Source organism: Kluyvera sp. NPDC087067 (assembly GCF_044745165.1).
Lineage (GTDB): Bacteria > Pseudomonadota > Gammaproteobacteria > Enterobacterales > Enterobacteriaceae > Kluyvera.
Genome location: NZ_JBIUZS010000003.1, coordinates 87695 through 104456, shown reverse-complemented (window position 1 = coordinate 104456; position 16762 = coordinate 87695). Strand labels below are relative to the sequence as shown.

At 52.5% G+C, this 16762-nt stretch carries 10 protein-coding genes; 6 read left to right on the top strand and 4 right to left on the bottom strand.

The genetic code is table 11. From position 1 onward, the window contains the following. Positions 1-16 precede the first annotated feature (16 nt). Complete coding sequence (locus ACIPDS_RS09275; RefSeq protein ID WP_400734871.1) at positions 17-1144, bottom strand: porin OmpC; 1128 nt, start codon at positions 1142-1144, stop codon at positions 17-19. Positions 1145-1976: 832 nt separating this feature from the next. On the opposite strand from ACIPDS_RS09275, the gene rcsD reads away from it, so the two are divergent. Next, complete coding sequence (gene rcsD / locus ACIPDS_RS09270) at positions 1977-4652, top strand: phosphotransferase RcsD (protein WP_400734869.1); 2676 nt, start codon at positions 1977-1979, stop codon at positions 4650-4652. A gap of 15 nt (positions 4653-4667) precedes the next feature. After that, positions 4668-5318, top strand: a complete 651-nt coding sequence (gene rcsB, locus ACIPDS_RS09265; protein ID WP_062772482.1) for a response regulator transcription factor RcsB — start codon at positions 4668-4670, stop codon at positions 5316-5318. A 323-nt stretch (positions 5319-5641) separates the two neighbouring features. Here the strand turns inward: rcsB and rcsC are convergent, their stop codons facing one another. Both rcsC and gyrA read right to left on the bottom strand, forming a co-directional pair. After that, positions 5642-8488 carry a two-component system sensor histidine kinase RcsC gene (gene rcsC, locus ACIPDS_RS09260; RefSeq protein WP_166516170.1) on the bottom strand — a complete coding sequence of 949 codons (2847 nt, stop codon included), beginning with the start codon at positions 8486-8488 and terminating at the stop codon, positions 5642-5644. Between the two features lie 254 nt (positions 8489-8742). Beyond that, positions 8743-11379, bottom strand: coding sequence for a DNA topoisomerase (ATP-hydrolyzing) subunit A (gene gyrA / locus ACIPDS_RS09255; protein ID WP_400734866.1), 2637 nt, complete (start codon positions 11377-11379; stop codon positions 8743-8745). Positions 11380-11538: 159 nt separating this feature from the next. Here gyrA and ubiG point away from each other — a divergent pair, with 159 nt between their 5' ends. Next, a complete protein-coding gene (gene ubiG, locus ACIPDS_RS09250) occupies positions 11539-12267 on the top strand; it encodes a bifunctional 2-polyprenyl-6-hydroxyphenol methylase/3-demethylubiquinol 3-O-methyltransferase UbiG (RefSeq protein ID WP_400734864.1) in 729 nt (242 codons plus the stop codon). Between the two features lie 211 nt (positions 12268-12478). Here ubiG and ACIPDS_RS09245 read toward each other — a convergent pair whose 3' ends face one another. Then, positions 12479-12619, bottom strand: a complete 141-nt coding sequence (locus ACIPDS_RS09245; RefSeq protein WP_400734862.1) for a hypothetical protein — start codon at positions 12617-12619, stop codon at positions 12479-12481. Positions 12620-12926: 307 nt separating this feature from the next. Between ACIPDS_RS09245 and nrdA the strand changes: the two genes are divergently transcribed. The 3 genes from nrdA (at position 12927) to yfaE (ending at position 16760) form a co-directional block, all read left to right on the top strand. Further along, positions 12927-15212 carry a class 1a ribonucleoside-diphosphate reductase subunit alpha gene (gene nrdA / locus ACIPDS_RS09240; protein ID WP_400734860.1) on the top strand — a complete coding sequence of 762 codons (2286 nt, stop codon included), beginning with the start codon at positions 12927-12929 and terminating at the stop codon, positions 15210-15212. Positions 15213-15375: 163 nt separating this feature from the next. After that, positions 15376-16506 carry a class Ia ribonucleoside-diphosphate reductase subunit beta gene (nrdB, locus tag ACIPDS_RS09235; protein WP_166516166.1) on the top strand — a complete coding sequence of 377 codons (1131 nt, stop codon included), beginning with the start codon at positions 15376-15378 and terminating at the stop codon, positions 16504-16506. Then, positions 16506-16760: a class I ribonucleotide reductase maintenance protein YfaE gene (yfaE, locus tag ACIPDS_RS09230; RefSeq protein ID WP_400734857.1), complete on the top strand. Its 255-nt coding sequence runs from the start codon at positions 16506-16508 to the stop codon at positions 16758-16760. Before nrdB ends, yfaE begins: the two co-directional genes overlap by 1 nt. The last annotated feature ends 2 nt before the right edge of the window (positions 16761-16762 follow it).

The following is a 16762-nucleotide window of genomic DNA, read 5'->3' as shown; positions in this document are numbered from 1 at the left end:
GACTACGTCGTTAAGATTAGAACTGGTAAACCACACCCAGTGCAACAACGTTGTCGGTGGAGATACCCGCACGACGGGTAAACTCGCTGTCGTCCAGCAGGTTGATTTTGTAATCAACGTAGGTAGACATGTTTTTGTTGAAGTAGTAAGTCGCGCCTACGTCAACATATTTCAGCAGGTCCTGGTCACCGAAGTTACCGTCAACACCGTTGATGTTCTTGCCTTTAGACTGCAGGTAAGAAACGGAAGGACGCAGACCGAAGTCGAACTGGTACTGTGCAACCACTTCGAAGTTCTGAGCTTTGTCAGCGAAGCCGCTGATTGCGTCAGCATTGCCGTTGCCGCTGAAGCGGGTGGCGTTGTAGGTCTGGGTGTACTGTGCTGCCAGGTAGATGTTGTTCGCATCATATTTCAGGCCGCCGGTGTAGGTCGTAGCGTTGTCGCCGTGACCGTAGTATTCAGCGCGGTTCTGATCGGTAGTGCGCTTAGAGCTAGAGATCGCAGTACCTACGCTGAAGCCTTCGCCCAGATCGTAAGTCAGGGAGCCGCCGAAGCCGTCACCATTCTGTTTCAGAGCGCCACGACCGTTGTTGGTAGAACCTTCACCAGAAACGCTGCCGTTTTTACCCTGATACTGCAGAGCAAAGTTCAGGCCATCAACCAGACCGAAGAAGTCAGTGTTACGGTAAGTTGCTACACCGTTAGCACGCTGCTGCAGGAAGTTGTCAGAACCGTAGGTGTCGCCGCCGAATTCTGGCAGAACGTCGGTCCAGGAAGTAACGTCGTAAACAACGCCGTAGTTACGACCGTAGTCGATAGAACCAGCATCAGCAAAGCGCAGACCGGCGAAACCAACACGGGTCCATGCCTGGTCAGATGCGCTTTCGGTGTTGTTAGCCTGGATGTTGTATTCCCACTGGCCGTAACCGGTCAGCTGGTCGTTGATCTGAGTTTCGCCTTTGATACCCAGACGAACATAAGACTGGTCACCATCAACGCTATCGTCGCTGGAGAAATAGTGCAGGCCGTCTACTTTACCGTACAGATCTAATTTGTTGCCATCTTTGTTATAAATTTCAGCCGCATTTGCTGCGCCCGCTACCAGCAATGCTGGTACCAGGAGGGACAGTACTTTAACTTTCATGTTATTAACCCTCTGTTGTTATATATGCCTTTTTATATGCCACTGCTTACTGATTAACCCTCATTAATCAGTTGGCGAACCCATTGTGCTGTAAAAACAGGAATAATCCAACAGGAATATGATACGAAAAGCCTTGAAATGTTTCATTTATCGCTATAGATGTTTCAAAATGTGTATTTCAGGGAACTTTTTTTAGCACAAAATGCGATGAGAAATAGCACCAAAAAACAAAATTTCTATGAATATATTCATTAAATCAATGGTTTAAAAAACAGGCCAGGTTTAGCACTGAATGGTAAAACAAAACTTTCACACAGAACTAAAATAGTTCCCGCTATCATCATTAACTTTATTTATTACCGTCATTCAGTTCTGAATGTCTGTTTACCCCTATTTCTACCGGATGCTTCGCATCCGGTTTTTTTTACCTTTCTTTACGAAACCTTAATCAATTTGTGCTACCCGACATAAATTATAACGATTATTAATTAATCGAAATGCATTCATTGATAATAAGCCCTCGCCTATTAAAATAATAATGTCTTGTTTATTAGTGCTATTTTTTAGCCCATTGTGCCGTGTAATTGTACAATTAAAGTTAAATTGTACAATTCGTTAACAATATAACGATTGTTCGTTGCCTAATAATAAAAACGCGACTTATTGCCTATATTGTTCACCTCCGACCCCATCGAATTTGCCACAGTGCTGCATCTTGCTGGTTTTTTTGTATATACTGCCAGCAGAGCAAAAGCAGGGTTTCACGCCTCAATGCGCTTTAAGCTTGAGCATATCCTCATTTAGATGCCGTTATGATGGGTTACACACGCCAATGAGCCAGTCCGACAAGATGAACCCGAGTAAATTCTCCCTGCTTCCCGGGAGCATTACGCGTTTCTTCCTTCTTATGATCATCGTTTTGCTGGTCACCATGGGCGTAATGATCCAAAGCGCCGTGAATGCCTGGTTAAAAGATAAGAGCTACCAGGTTGTTGATATGACGCATGCCGTGCATAAACGCATCGACACCTGGCGCTATACCACCTGGCAAATTTACGACAACATTGCGGCCTCCAGCAGCAACGCAGCGCCTGCCGATGGGCTGCAAGAAACGCGCCTTAAGCAAGACGTCTATTACCTCGAGAAACCTCGCCGCAAGACAGAAGCGCTGATTTTCGGCTCGCATGATAGCGCCACGCTTGATATCACCCAGCGCATGTCAAACTATCTGGACACGCTGTGGGGCGCGGAAAATGTGCCGTGGTCGATGTATTACCTGAACGGTCAGGACAACAGCCTTATCCTTATCTCCACGCTGCCTTTAAAAGATCTCTCATCCGGTTTTAAAGAGTCGACGGTTGGCAGCATCGTCGATTCGCGTCGTGCTGAAATGCTGCAACAGGCGAATACGTTAGATGAGCGTGAAACGTTCTCCTCTCTGCGTCATCTGGCGTGGCAAAACGGCCGCTACTTTACTTTGCGCACCACCTTTAATCAGCCGGGCCATCTGGCAACGGTCGTGGCATTTGACTTACCGATTAACGATCTCGTCCCGCCGACGATGTCACTGGATAGCTTCCGCCTTGAGGCAGACCCTACGCAAAATGCCCAGCGTAGTCAGGAAAAGGATCCGGGCGATAGCGTTGCGATAAATTTCAACAGCTCGCGGATTGAAATCACCTCTTCACTCAATACCACCGGTATGCGTCTGGTGTGGCAGGTACCTTTTGGCACCTTGCTGCTGGATACCTTCCAGAACATCATGCTACCGCTGCTGCTGAATATTGGCCTGCTGGCACTGGCGCTGTTTGGTTACTCCACCTTCCGCAACCTGCCCGCGCGCGGCAGTTCGAACACCACGCCGTCGTCGGGAACCAATAACGAACTGCGCATGCTGCGCGTTCTCAATGAAGAGATCGTCTCTTTGCTGCCGCTTGGGCTGCTGGTGCACGATCAGGAATCGAATCGCACGCTTATCAGCAATAAAATTGCCGATCACCTGTTGCCGCACCTCAACTTGCAAAACATCACCAGCATGGCGGATCAGCATCAGGGGGTCATTCAGGCCACCATTAATAATGAGCTGTATGAGATCCGTCAGTTCAGAAGCCAGGTCTCTCCGCGCACGCAAATCTTTATTATTCGCGACCAGGACCGGGAAGTGCTGGTCAATAAGAAGCTTAAGCAGGCACAACGGCTGTACGAGAAAAATCAGCAGGGCCGCGCGGCCTTTATGCAAAATATCAGCGATACCCTGAAACAGCCGATCAAAGCGCTGGCCGCTGAGGCGACGGCGATCAATACCGATGACAGCCAGAGACTGGCGAATCATGCGGATCTGCTGGTACGCCTGGTTGATGAGATTCAGCTCGCGAATATGCTTGAGAACGACAGCTGGAAAGGCACCTCTACCCAGTTTTCGTTGCAGGAGTTGATTGATGAAGTTGTGCCTGAGGTGCTGCCATCGATTAAACGTAAGGGCCTGCAATTACTGATTAACAATCAGGTTCCCGCAAAAGAGCAGCGCTACGGCGACCGCGACGCCCTGCGACGTATTCTGCTGCTGTTAATCCAGTATGCCGTGACGACCACGCAAATTGGCAAAATTACGCTGGAAGTGAATGTTGATGAGTCCGCTTTGGAGCGTCTGACCTTCCGCATTCTTGATACCGGGAACGGCGTATCGCACGGAGAGGTCGATAACCTGCATTTCCCGTATCTCAATGACACCCAGTCCGATCGCTACGGTAAAGCCAACGCCCTCACCTTCTGGCTTTGCGATCAGCTGGCACGCAAGCTGGGCGGGCACCTTAATATCAAGCCGCGGGAATCGCTGGGCACACGCTACACGTTACATGTCAAAATGGCGGTACGCGCAGAGGATGCCGATCAAGAAGAACAGCTATTAGACGATGTGGTGGTGATGGTCGATATCACCTCAAATGAGATTCGAAATATCGTCACCCGCCAGATGGAAAGCTGGGGGGCAACCTGTATCAGCCCCGATGAGCGGGCAATAAGTCAAGAATTTGACCTATTTTTAACAGATAATCCGTCTAATCTTACTGCTTCCGGCTTGCTTTTAAGCGATGATGAGGCTGGGATACGCAAAATTGGCCCGGGTCAGCTGCGTGTGAACTTTAACATGAGTAACGCAATGCAGGATGCCGTACTGCAGCTTATCGAAGAGCAGCTGGCGCAGGAAGATGGGGTAGATTCGCCGCCTGGCAGCGATGAAAATGCCGAACTTCATGCCAGCGGCTATTATTCTCTGTTTGTTGACACAGTACCGGAAGATGTTAGCAGGCTGTATACTGAATCCGCAGCGAAGGATTTTGCTGCGCTGGCACAGACAGCTCACCGCCTTAAAGGGGTGTTTGCCATGCTAAATCTGGTACCCGGCAAGCAGTTATGTGAAACGCTCGAACATCTTATTCGTGAGAAAGATGCTTCCGGCATAGAAAAATACATCAGCGACATTGACGCCTACGTCAAGAGCTTGCTGTAGCAAGGTAGCCTTTACATGAACAATATGAACGTAATTATCGCCGATGACCATCCGATTGTGCTGTTCGGGATCCGTAAATCCCTGGAACAGATTGAGTGGGTTAATGTTGTTGGCGAATTTGAAGACTCCACTGCGCTAATTAACAATTTACCGAAGCTTGACGCCCACGTGCTGATAACCGATCTCTCCATGCCTGGAGACAAGTACGGCGACGGCATCACGCTGATTAAGTACATCAAGCGTCACTTCCCGGCGCTGTCGATTATTGTACTAACCATGAACAATAACCCGGCGATTCTTAGCGCCGTGTTGGATCTCGATATTGAAGGGATCGTGTTGAAACAGGGGGCGCCGACCGACTTGCCAAAAGCGCTGGCCGCACTGCAAAAAGGTAAGAAATTTACGCCTGAGAGCGTCTCTCGCCTGCTGGAAAAAATCAGCGCGAGCGGTTATGGCGACAAACGTTTGTCACCAAAAGAGAGTGAAGTATTGCGCCTGTTCGCAGAAGGTTTCCTGGTGACCGAAATCGCCAAGAAATTGAACCGCAGTATTAAAACCATCAGTAGCCAGAAGAAGTCGGCGATGATGAAGCTGGGCGTCGAAAACGACATCGCCCTGCTGAACTACCTCTCTTCTGTAACCCTTTCTCCGTCAGATAAAGACTAACGTCCGCTCTGCTGCGATTCCCGGCGGCGCTTCGCTTGGCCGGGCTACTTCGGGGAAGGCATTTTATGCCGACCCCGAAGTTTCATTCTGACTCCCGCGCTTCCCTCAACTACCAGTCCATCCGTAGCCCGGGCAAGGCGTTCACGCCGCCCCCGGGAAATTCACACTGACTCCCGCGCTTCCCTCAACCACCGCTCTACCCGTAGCCCGGGCAAGGCGTTCACGCCGCCCCCGGGATCGCATCCTTATTCCCGCGCTTCCCTCAACCACCGCTCCACCCGTAGCCCGGGCAAGGCGTTCACGCCGCCCCCGGGATCGCACCCTTATTCCCGCGCTTTACGCACTCTCGCCGCATACACCGTTAAGGTCTGCTTCAGCACATCCAGCGTCACCGGTTTAGACAGGCAGCTATCCATGCCAGATTCCAGACAGCGCTGCTTCTCTTCTGCCAGCGCATTGGCGGTGACCCCCACCACCGGCAACGTCAGCCCCAGCTGACGAATACGCTGAGTCAGGCGATAACCATCCATATTCGGCATGTTCACATCACTCAGCACGATATCAATATGGTTTTTACTCAGCACATTCAGCGCATCCACCCCGTCATTGGCGGTCATACACTGATAGCCCAGCGATCCTAACTGATCCGCCAACAGACGACGGTTAATCGGATGATCGTCAACCACCAGGATCATCATATCGTCATTGCTGTTTTCCGGTTGCTCGTGCGTCAAATGCAGTTCCGCTACATCACCGGTTTCAAATTTAACCCGATATATCCGCCCCAGAAGCGTCATCAGTTCATGCGGTGAGACAATACTGTGCACCCACTCGCCCGTTGAACGCTGCTGCGGGATACCAATATGACGGCGGCAGAAGGTCACCACCGCTTTCCCTGTCCACGGTCGCGTCAGCTCGTCGTCGGTAATCAGCAGATCGTCCGCGGCCGGAGTTTCGCCCTGATACAGGCGCACATCCAGACCGTGGTAGTTCAGCAAAGTCTGAATAAAATCGGATAACGCAACGTTACGTACCGCCAGCCAACAGCGAATCGTCGACAGGCTGCCAATCGCCAGAGGCTTTTGCGCATGTTCACCGTAGAGCGGAATACGCAGAGTGAACTGGCTGCCCATTCCCGGCTCTGTCTCCACCGCGATATCGCCGTCCATCATATTGACCAGCTTTTCACAAATCGCCAGCCCCAGCCCGGTGCCCTGGAAGTTACGCTGCACTCCGGTGCCCACCTGGAAGAACGGGTCAAACAGGCGCACAACCTCTTTAGCCGGGATCCCCACGCCGGTATCGCGAATGCTGATACTCAGATAATACTCTTCCCGCTTAAGGTGCAGCACAATGCACCCGATATCGGTAAATTTGATGGCATTACTCAGAATATTGGAGATCACCTGCTGGAGGCGCATCGGATCGCCCATCATCTGTGCCGGAACGTCAGGCTCGATAAAACAGTACATCCCCAGCTGTTTTCTCACCACCAGCGGCAGATAGTTGGCGGTGATATGATTCATCACTTCTTTAGGCGAGAATTCACACGGCTCAATTTTCAGCTGCTCGGACTCGATTTTCGAGAAATCGAGGATATCGCTGATAATCTTCAGCAACAGTGCCGACGAGTTATTCATCGCCGTTACCAGGCGATCAACGCCCTTCGGTAACTCTTTGGTTTGCAACAGATCCAGGTTACCAATAATCCCGTACAGCGGCGTACGCAGTTCGTGGCTGACGGTGGCAAGGAACATCGATTTCGACTGGCTCGCCTGCTCTGCCGCCTGCGCCATCTCCTGCAATGACTCTTCCATTTTGACGCGTGAACTCACGTCCACCAGCACGCAGATCGCCACGTTTTCGTTACGATAGCGCGAATGAACAAAGCTAATTTGCAGGTTGGTGTTGTTGCTGGTCAGCACATCGACAAAGTTCACCTGTTGACCGCAGATAATCTGCGTCAAGCGCTGGCGGTCTTCGTGCGTCAGCATATTCAGATAATTGTGTGCCAGTTCATTACTCAGAATATTGGTGCCATCCTGAGTGCGCAAAATACAGATCCCCACCGGCGCTGAAGCGACAATTTTGCGGTTGAACTGTTCATGTTCCTCCAGGCGCAACGCATCAGACTCGGCCGGCAGGAAGATACGACGTTCGTACATTCGCGCCAGGGTAAACAGCGCAACGCCGGTCAACAGGTTCAACAAGAGCGCATTGAGCACCAGCACCCGGATACGCTCCAGCACCGCATCAAGCGGTACCGAGTACACAATGCTGAGTGAGGATGGCGATAGCGTTTTCTTCAGCACCAGCTCGCGATAGCCTGCGGTATAGCCGAACCACAAACGCTCCTGCAATGCTCGGGTGCCAATACGCAATTTGGTATCCGGCCCTGCCAGAGAAATCAGCGTCTCGCCATTATCATCCATAATGGCCACGCCCATCGGTATGCTGCCTGGGGTGAAGAAGTTTTCCACGCGAATGGTCTGCTCAACGCCGAGCAAAGCTTGCAGGCGATTTGCCAGATACACCGGCGTCAGGGCATAGAAGTAGCCCACGCTGTGACGCGGCCCTTGTCCGACCCAGAACAGATTGCCTCCCCGCTCATCCTGCGGCGCATTACGATAGGCCATAATGCGTTCATGCAGCGCTTTTAGCGCTTCACTACGTTCAACGGGCATTTCACGTAGGCCAAAGTTGGCCATGCAGAGATTATCGCTGCCAATTAAAAAAACGCGGTTGAGATCGTAGGCGGCGGAGAAATTTTCTCGCCAGTAGCGTAAGAACCAGGATAAGGATTCCAGCGGCCCACGCCAGGTTGTGTCCATATTGCCGCACTCGGAATCAGCAAACAGCGGCTCAAAGTCCGGGACATCGGCGCTGTCTTTTGTCGCCCCTACCGGCAATACGCCGTTGGGCACATTGAGCCGATTTTCAGCAATATACTTTAGCTCCTTAATCACATCGGAGGTGCGCTGAAAGTATCGCTGCGCCTGATCGGCATTGAGGTTAAATTCCTGGCGGATTTCCGACTCTTTCTGATGCAGGGCATTCACGATATAGAAACACGAAATCAGCGCAATCAGTAGCCAAAGCAGCAAGGCCAGCGCCCGAAAAAGGTAACGTGAGACTTTTAGCGTAGTGCGAAAGGAGACTAGATATTTCAAAGTGGCGAAACTCCGCCGTCAAAGGCTAACAGGATGTGGTTAAGGTAGCGGGAAAAGCCCTTTGCCGCAATCAGAGACTCGCCTAACCGAGGGATATGTGCCGAAAACCCGGAGTCGGTGCCGCGCACCTCGTCCGGGCGACCGATTGGCACAGGCCGGATGAGCGCAAGGACACCAGGGATGGCGAAAACTCACGCATGCAGGATAAAAAAAGGGCCGGTATTCACCGACCCTCTTATTAGCCACGCGACAAATTACTCTTCTGCGTCGTCAGCGGCGTCATCATCGCTTTCGGTTTCAGGCGCGATTTCATCATCGCCTTCCGCCACGCTACCGTCGATAGCATCCAGCTCTTCGTCATCTACCGGTTCAGCAACACGTTGCAGACCCACCACGTTTTCGTCTTCCGCTGTGCGGATGAGGATAACGCCCTGGGTGTTACGTCCCACGATGCTGACTTCCGACACGCGCGTACGCACAAGGGTACCAGCATCGGTGATCATCATGATCTGATCGGTGTCGGTAACCTGCACGGCGCCGACTACGGAACCGTTACGCTCGGTAACTTTGATAGAGATAACGCCCTGCGTTGCACGAGACTTAGTCGGATACTCTTCGGCAGCGGTACGTTTACCATAACCGTTTTGCGTCACGGTCAGGATAGCGCCTTCGCCACGTGGAATAATCAGAGAAACAACTTTGTCCTCGCCCGCAAGCTTAATACCACGCACGCCGGTCGCAGTACGACCCATGGCACGGACGGCATCTTCTTTAAAGCGAACCACTTTACCGGCAGCGGAGAACAGCATCGCTTCATCCGACCCGGAGGTCAGATCGACGCCAATCAGCTCATCACCTTCGTTCAGGTTAACCGCAATAATACCGGCAGAACGCGGACGGCTGAACTCGGTCAGCGCCGTTTTCTTCACGGTACCGCTGGCGGTAGCCATAAAGACGTTCACGCCCTCTTCGTACTCGCGTACTGGCAGGATCGCGGTGATACGTTCGTCGGCTTCCAGCGGCAGCAGGTTGACGATTGGACGTCCACGCGCGCCACGGCTTGCTTCCGGCAGCTGATAAACCTTCATCCAGTACAGACGACCACGGCTGGAGAAGCACAGGATCGTATCGTGGGTGTTGGCCACCAGCAGGCGGTCGATAAAGTCTTCTTCTTTAATACGCGCGGCAGACTTACCTTTACCACCACGACGCTGGGCTTCGTAGTCGGTAAGCGGCTGATATTTCACATAGCCCTGATGGGACAGAGTGACCACCACGTCTTCGCGGTTGATCAGATCTTCAATGTTGATATCAGAGCTGTTGGCGGTGATTTCAGTACGACGTGCGTCACCGAACTGTTCACGTACCAGTTCCAGCTCTTCACGGATCACTTCCATCAGACGATCGGCGCTGCCCAGAATGTGCAGCAGTTCAGCGATCTGTTCCAGCAGCTCTTTGTACTCGTCGAGCAGTTTTTCATGCTCAAGGCCGGTCAGTTTCTGCAAACGCAGATCCAGGATAGCCTGCGCTTGCTGTTCAGTCAGGTAGTACTGACCGTCGCGCACGCCGAATTCTGGTTCCAGCCACTCAGGACGCGCAGCATCATCACCGGCACGTTCCAGCATCGCAGAAACGTTGCCCAGCTCCCATGGACGCGCAACCAGACCTGCTTTCGCTTCAGCCGGGGTTGGCGCACGACGGATCAGTTCAATGATTGGATCGATGTTTGCCAGCGCAATCGCGAGTGCTTCGAGGATGTGCGCACGATCGCGGGCTTTACGCAGTTCAAAGATAGTACGGCGTGTAACCACTTCGCGACGGTGACGAACGAAGGCGGCAATAATATCTTTCAGGTTCATGATCTTCGGCTGACCATGGTGCAGTGCCACCATGTTGATACCGAAAGAAACCTGCAGCTGAGTCTGGGAGTAGAGGTTGTTCAGCACCACTTCCCCGACCGCGTCGCGTTTCACTTCAATCACGATGCGCATACCGTCTTTATCAGACTCGTCACGCAGCGCGCTGATGCCTTCAACACGTTTTTCTTTTACCAGCTCGGCGATTTTCTCAATCAGGCGCGCTTTGTTCACCTGATATGGGATTTCATGCACGATGATGGTTTCACGACCCGTTTTCGCGTCAGCTTCCACTTCCGCGCGTGCGCGAATGTAAACTTTACCGCGACCGGTACGGTAGGCTTCTTCAATACCGCGACGACCGTTGATGATCGCCGCCGTTGGGAAGTCCGGACCCGGAATGTGTTCCATCAGCCCTTCAATGCTGATGTCTTCGTTGTCGACATACGCCAGACAGCCGTTGATCACTTCCGTCAGGTTATGAGGTGGAATGTTGGTCGCCATACCTACGGCGATACCAGAGGCACCGTTCACCAGCAGGTTAGGAATTTTGGTCGGCATGACGTCTGGAATGCGCTCGGTGCCGTCGTAGTTATCGACGAAATCAACCGTTTCCTTTTCCAGATCGGCCATCAGTTCATGGGCGATTTTCGACATACGGATTTCCGTATAACGCATCGCTGCGGCGGAGTCGCCATCGACAGAACCGAAGTTACCCTGACCATCCACCAGCATGTAACGCAGCGAGAACGGCTGTGCCATACGGACGATAGTGACGTATACGGCGGTATCACCATGCGGGTGATATTTACCGATCACGTCACCCACGACACGGGCTGATTTTTTATAGGCTTTGTTCCAGTCATTGCCCAATACGTTCATGGCGTAAAGTACGCGACGGTGTACCGGCTTCAGGCCATCTCGAACATCCGGCAGCGCACGGCCAACAATGACCGACATCGCATAATCCAGATAAGAGTTCTTTAACTCTTCCTCGATGTTGACCGGTGTAATTTCTCTCGCAAGGTCGCTCATCTAACCGCTATCCCTCTACTGTATCCCGGATTCAAAGGTCGCAAATTATAACACATTCGCGTAAAGACAGGTAAACCCATTACACCCGCCAGACGCTTTATTCGCTCGGCGGTACTGATATACTCGCAAGCAATAACGAAATAAGGAGCACAAACACCCATGAATGCCGAAAAAGCTACGGTTGCGCACAACGTTGACCACGAAGAGATTGCCAAATTCGAGGCCGTCGCGTCACGCTGGTGGGATCTGGAAGGGGAATTTAAGCCGCTGCACCGTATCAATCCGCTGCGTCTTGGCTACATCGCCGAGCGTTCGGGCGGCCTGTTCGGCAAAAAAATCCTCGATGTCGGCTGCGGCGGCGGCATTCTGGCAGAGAGTATGGCCCGTGAAGGCGCGACGGTCACCGGGCTGGATATGGGTTTTGAGCCGCTTCAGGTGGCGAAACTGCACGCGCTGGAAACCGGTATTGCGGTTGAGTACGTTCAGGAAACCGTAGAAGAACATGCCGCTAAACATGCACAGCAGTATGACGTGGTGACCTGTATGGAAATGCTGGAACACGTTCCAGACCCACAATCGGTGGTGAAAGCCTGCGCGCAGCTGGTGAAACCGGGCGGCCAGGTGTTCTTTTCTACCCTCAACCGTAACGGCAAATCCTGGCTGATGGCGGTGGTCGGTGCGGAATATATCCTGCGGATGGTGCCAAAAGGCACGCACGACGTGAAGAAATTTATCAAGCCTGCCGAACTGCTTGGCTGGGTTGACCAGACCGTGCTGAAAGAGCGTCACATGATTGGTCTGCACTACAACCCGCTGACCAACAGTTTCAAGCTGGCGCCGGGGGTTGATGTTAACTATATGCTGCACACTACCGCCAAAAGCGAATAGATTTACCGTGGTTCAATGCCTGATGGCGCTGCGCTTATCAGGCCTACGTCATTGAATCACGTATCACCCCGGGGTCGGCGTAAACGCCTCGCCCGGGCTACGTTTCTACGACACTCTCAACATCGTAGGCCGGATAAGATGCGCCAGCATCGCCATCCGGCACCGCACCTGATGGCACCAACCCGGGGTCGGCGTAAACGCCTCGCCCGGGCTACGTTTCTACGCCACTCTCAATATCGTAGGCCGGATAAGATGCGCCAGCATCGCCATCCGGCACCGCACCGATGCCACCTCGATTATCCGCCCCACTCATCATTGGTAGTAGCGATACGATAAATTTGCGCTGCGTCATATTGCGCAACAACACCCTTCGACGAAGAAATCAGCACTCGATCAAATTTTCATTTTTTTTTGCACATTATTGACATCCTCGCCAACCCTTACGCGCCGTGGACTTCAGGTTTGTTACCCTTTGACAACCTCATTTCAACATCAAAATCAACTCTTGTACTCAAAAGAATCCAGACTAGAATACTCACCATATAGCGTTTAATTAATCATCAAACCCCTACATATAGTATTTATCCACAGGTTTTGCTACAACGGCGATTGTGGATAAGCAGGGGACATTTTCCTTTTCACGGACAGGTAAAAATCACATGAATCAGAGTCTGCTGGTGACGAAGCGTGACGGTCGTACGGAACGTATTAACCTCGACAAAATTCATCGCGTGCTGGATTGGGCAGCGGAAGGGCTGCACAACGTGTCGATTTCACAGGTCGAGCTGCGTTCACACATTCAGTTCTACGATGGAATGAAAACGTCCGACATTCATGAAACCATCATCAAGGCCGCCGCAGATCTGATCTCTCATGACGCGCCGGATTATCAGTACCTGGCCGCGCGTCTGGCGGTATTCCACCTGCGTAAAAAAGCCTACGGTCAGTTCGAGCCACCGGCCCTCTTCGACCACGTTAAGCACATGGTCAACCTGGGTAAATATGACAATCATCTGCTGGAAGACTATACGGAAGAAGAGTTCAAGCAGATGGACTCGTTTATCGCTCACGACCGTGACATGACCTTCTCCTACGCGGCCGTTAAGCAGCTGGAAGGGAAATATCTGGTTCAGAACCGCGTCACCGGTGAAATTTACGAAAGCGCTCAGTTCCTTTATATTTTGGTCGCCGCTTGCCTGTTCTCAAACTATCCGCGTGAAACCCGTCTGCAATACGTTAAACGTTTCTACGACGCGGTATCAACGTTCAAGATTTCGCTGCCAACGCCAATCATGTCCGGCGTGCGTACCCCGACTCGCCAGTTCAGCTCTTGCGTACTGATTGAGTGCGGCGATAGCCTCGATTCCATCAACGCCACCTCCAGCGCGATTGTGAAATACGTGTCCCAGCGCGCCGGTATCGGCATCAACGCCGGTCGTATTCGTGCGCTGGGGAGCCCAATTCGCGGCGGTGAAGCGTTCCATACCGGCTGTATCCCGTTCTACAAACACTTCCAGACCGCAGTGAAATCCTGCTCTCAGGGCGGCGTACGTGGCGGTGCTGCAACGCTGTTCTACCCAATGTGGCACCTGGAAGTAGAAAGCCTGCTGGTGTTGAAAAACAACCGCGGCGTGGAAGGCAACCGCGTGCGTCACATGGACTACGGCGTGCAGATCAACAAGCTGATGTACACCCGTCTGCTGAAAGGCGGCGACATCACCCTGTTTAGCCCGTCTGACGTCCCGGGGCTGTATGATGCGTTCTTCGCCGATCAGGACGAATTCGAACGTCTGTACACGCAGTATGAAAACGACGATAGCATCCGCAAACAGCGCGTAAAAGCCGTTGAGCTGTTCTCGCTGATGATGCAGGAACGTGCTTCTACCGGTCGTATCTATATTCAGAACGTCGATCACTGCAACACCCACAGCCCGTTTGATCCGACCATCGCACCGGTGCGTCAGTCTAACCTGTGCCTGGAAATCGCCCTGCCGACCAAGCCGCTGGACGACGTGAACGACGAAAACGGCGAAATCGCGCTGTGTACTCTGTCCGCATTCAACCTGGGCGCTATCAAAAGCCTCGACGAACTCGAAGAGCTGGCGGTACTGGCCGTGCGCGCGCTGGATGCCCTGCTGGATTACCAGGACTACCCGATTAAAGCGGCAGAACGTGGCGCGATGGGTCGTCGTACGCTGGGTATTGGCGTTATTAACTACGCTTACTGGCTGGCGAAAAACGGTAAACGCTACTCTGACGGCAGCGCCAACAACCTGACTCACCAGACCTTTGAAGCCATTCAGTATTACCTGCTGAAAGCGTCTAACGAACTGGCAAAAGAGCAAGGCGCCTGCCCGTGGTTCAATGAAACCACCTACTCCCAGGGTATTTTGCCAATCGATACCTACAAAAAAGATCTCGATGCGATTACCAGCGAGCCGCTGCATCTGGATTGGGAAACGCTGCGCGAGTCGATTAAGACCCACGGCCTGCGTAACTCCACGCTGTCTGCGCTGATGCCATCCGAAACCTCTTCACAGATCTCTAACGCCACCAACGGTATTGAACCACCGCGCGGCTATGTGAGCATCAAAGCGTCGAAAGACGGTATTCTGCGTCAGGTTGTGCCGGACTACGAGCACCTGAAAGACGCCTACGAACTGCTGTGGGAAATGCCGAACAACGACGGCTACCTGCAACTGGTCGGCGTGATGCAGAAGTTTATCGATCAGTCGATTTCCGCTAACACCAACTACGACCCAACGCGTTTCGCGTCAGGCAAAGTGCCTATGCAGCAACTGCTGAAAGACTTGCTCACCGCCTATAAATTTGGCGTGAAAACCCTGTATTACCAGAACACCCGCGACGGTGCGGAAGATGCGCAGGATGACATGGTCGCGTCTATTCAGGACGACGGCTGCGAAAGCGGCGCATGTAAGATCTAAAAAGTATTGCCGGGCAGCGCTGCGCTGACCCGGCCTTTGATTTCCGTCATGTCTGGATAGTGATGCAAAAAACCTTACCCAGAATGCGGATTTATTTGCGATGATATTGTAAGCAGGTAAGTAAACGCCATCCGGCATTACTCTCCAGACAGGATTGACATCAATGGCATACACCACTTTTTCACAGACGAAAAACGATCAGCTCAAAGAGCCGATGTTCTTTGGCCAGCCGGTCAACGTGGCACGCTACGACCAGCAAAAATATGACATATTCGAAAAGCTGATTGAAAAACAGCTCTCCTTCTTCTGGCGTCCAGAAGAAGTTGATGTGTCCCGCGACCGTATCGACTACCAGGCGCTGCCGGATCACGAAAAGCATATTTTCATCAGCAACCTGAAATACCAGACGCTGCTGGACTCCATTCAGGGCCGTAGCCCGAACGTCGCGCTGCTGCCGCTGATTTCCATTCCCGAACTGGAAACCTGGGTGGAGACGTGGGCCTTCTCTGAAACCATCCACTCGCGTTCGTATACTCATATCATCCGTAACATCGTCAACGATCCGGCGATTGTGTTTGATGACATCGTCACCAACGAACAGATTCAAAAGCGCGCGGAAGGCATCTCCAGCTATTATGATGAGCTGATCGAAATGACCAGCTACTGGCATCTGCTGGGCGAAGGTACGCACACCGTGAACGGAAAAACCGTCACCGTGAACCTGCGCGAGCTGAAGAAAAAGCTCTACATTTGCCTGATGAGCGTGAATGCGCTGGAGGCGATTCGCTTCTACGTGAGCTTCGCCTGCTCCTTCGCTTTCGCCGAGCGTGAGCTGATGGAAGGCAACGCCAAAATCATTCGCCTTATCGCCCGTGATGAAGCGCTGCACCTCACCGGAACCCAGCACATGCTGAACCTGCTGCGCAGCGGCGTGGACGACCCGGAAATGGCAGAGATTGCGGAAGAGTGTAAGCAAGAGTGCTACGACCTGTTTGTGCAGGCCGCGGTGCAGGAAAAAGAGTGGGCGGACTATCTGTTCCGCGACGGCTCAATGATTGGCCTGAATAAAGATATTCTGTGTCAGTACGTTGAGTACATCACCAATATCCGTATGCAGGCCGTTGGGCTGGATCTGCCGTTCCAGACGCGCTCAAACCCAATCCCTTGGATCAACACCTGGCTGGTGTCAGATAACGTGCAGGTTGCACCACAAGAAGTGGAAGTCAGCTCGTACCTGGTGGGGCAGATTGACTCGGAAGTCAATACTGACGACCTCAGCGACTTCCAGCTGTAATGAGCCACGTGATTCTGCGCATCTCTGGCACGCGGTTGCAGTGCCAGGATGAACACCCGTCCCTGCTGGCGGCGCTGGAGTCTCATAACGTCTGCGTAGAGTATCAGTGTCGTGAAGGCTACTGTGGTTCCTGTCGCACCCGGTTGGTTTCAGGTCAGGTCGACTGGTTAACCCAGCCGCTGGCCTTTATTCAGCCGGACGAAATTTTGCCCTGCTGTTGCAGGGCAAAAGGTGACATCGAAATTGAGATGTAACG

Coding starts and splice junctions, on each gene's coding strand:
- nrdA (WP_400734860.1), top strand. CDS start 12,927: ATGAATCAGAGTCTGCTGGTGACGAAGCGTGACGGTCGTACGGAACGT.
- rcsB (WP_062772482.1), top strand. CDS start 4,668: ATGAACAATATGAACGTAATTATCGCCGATGACCATCCGATTGTGCTG.
- ACIPDS_RS09275 (WP_400734871.1), bottom strand. CDS start 1,144: ATGAAAGTTAAAGTACTGTCCCTCCTGGTACCAGCATTGCTGGTAGCG.
- rcsD (WP_400734869.1), top strand. CDS start 1,977: ATGAGCCAGTCCGACAAGATGAACCCGAGTAAATTCTCCCTGCTTCCC.
- yfaE (WP_400734857.1), top strand. CDS start 16,506: ATGAGCCACGTGATTCTGCGCATCTCTGGCACGCGGTTGCAGTGCCAG.
- ACIPDS_RS09245 (WP_400734862.1), bottom strand. CDS start 12,619: ATGACGCAGCGCAAATTTATCGTATCGCTACTACCAATGATGAGTGGG.
- gyrA (WP_400734866.1), bottom strand. CDS start 11,379: ATGAGCGACCTTGCGAGAGAAATTACACCGGTCAACATCGAGGAAGAG.
- nrdB (WP_166516166.1), top strand. CDS start 15,376: ATGGCATACACCACTTTTTCACAGACGAAAAACGATCAGCTCAAAGAG.
- ubiG (WP_400734864.1), top strand. CDS start 11,539: ATGAATGCCGAAAAAGCTACGGTTGCGCACAACGTTGACCACGAAGAG.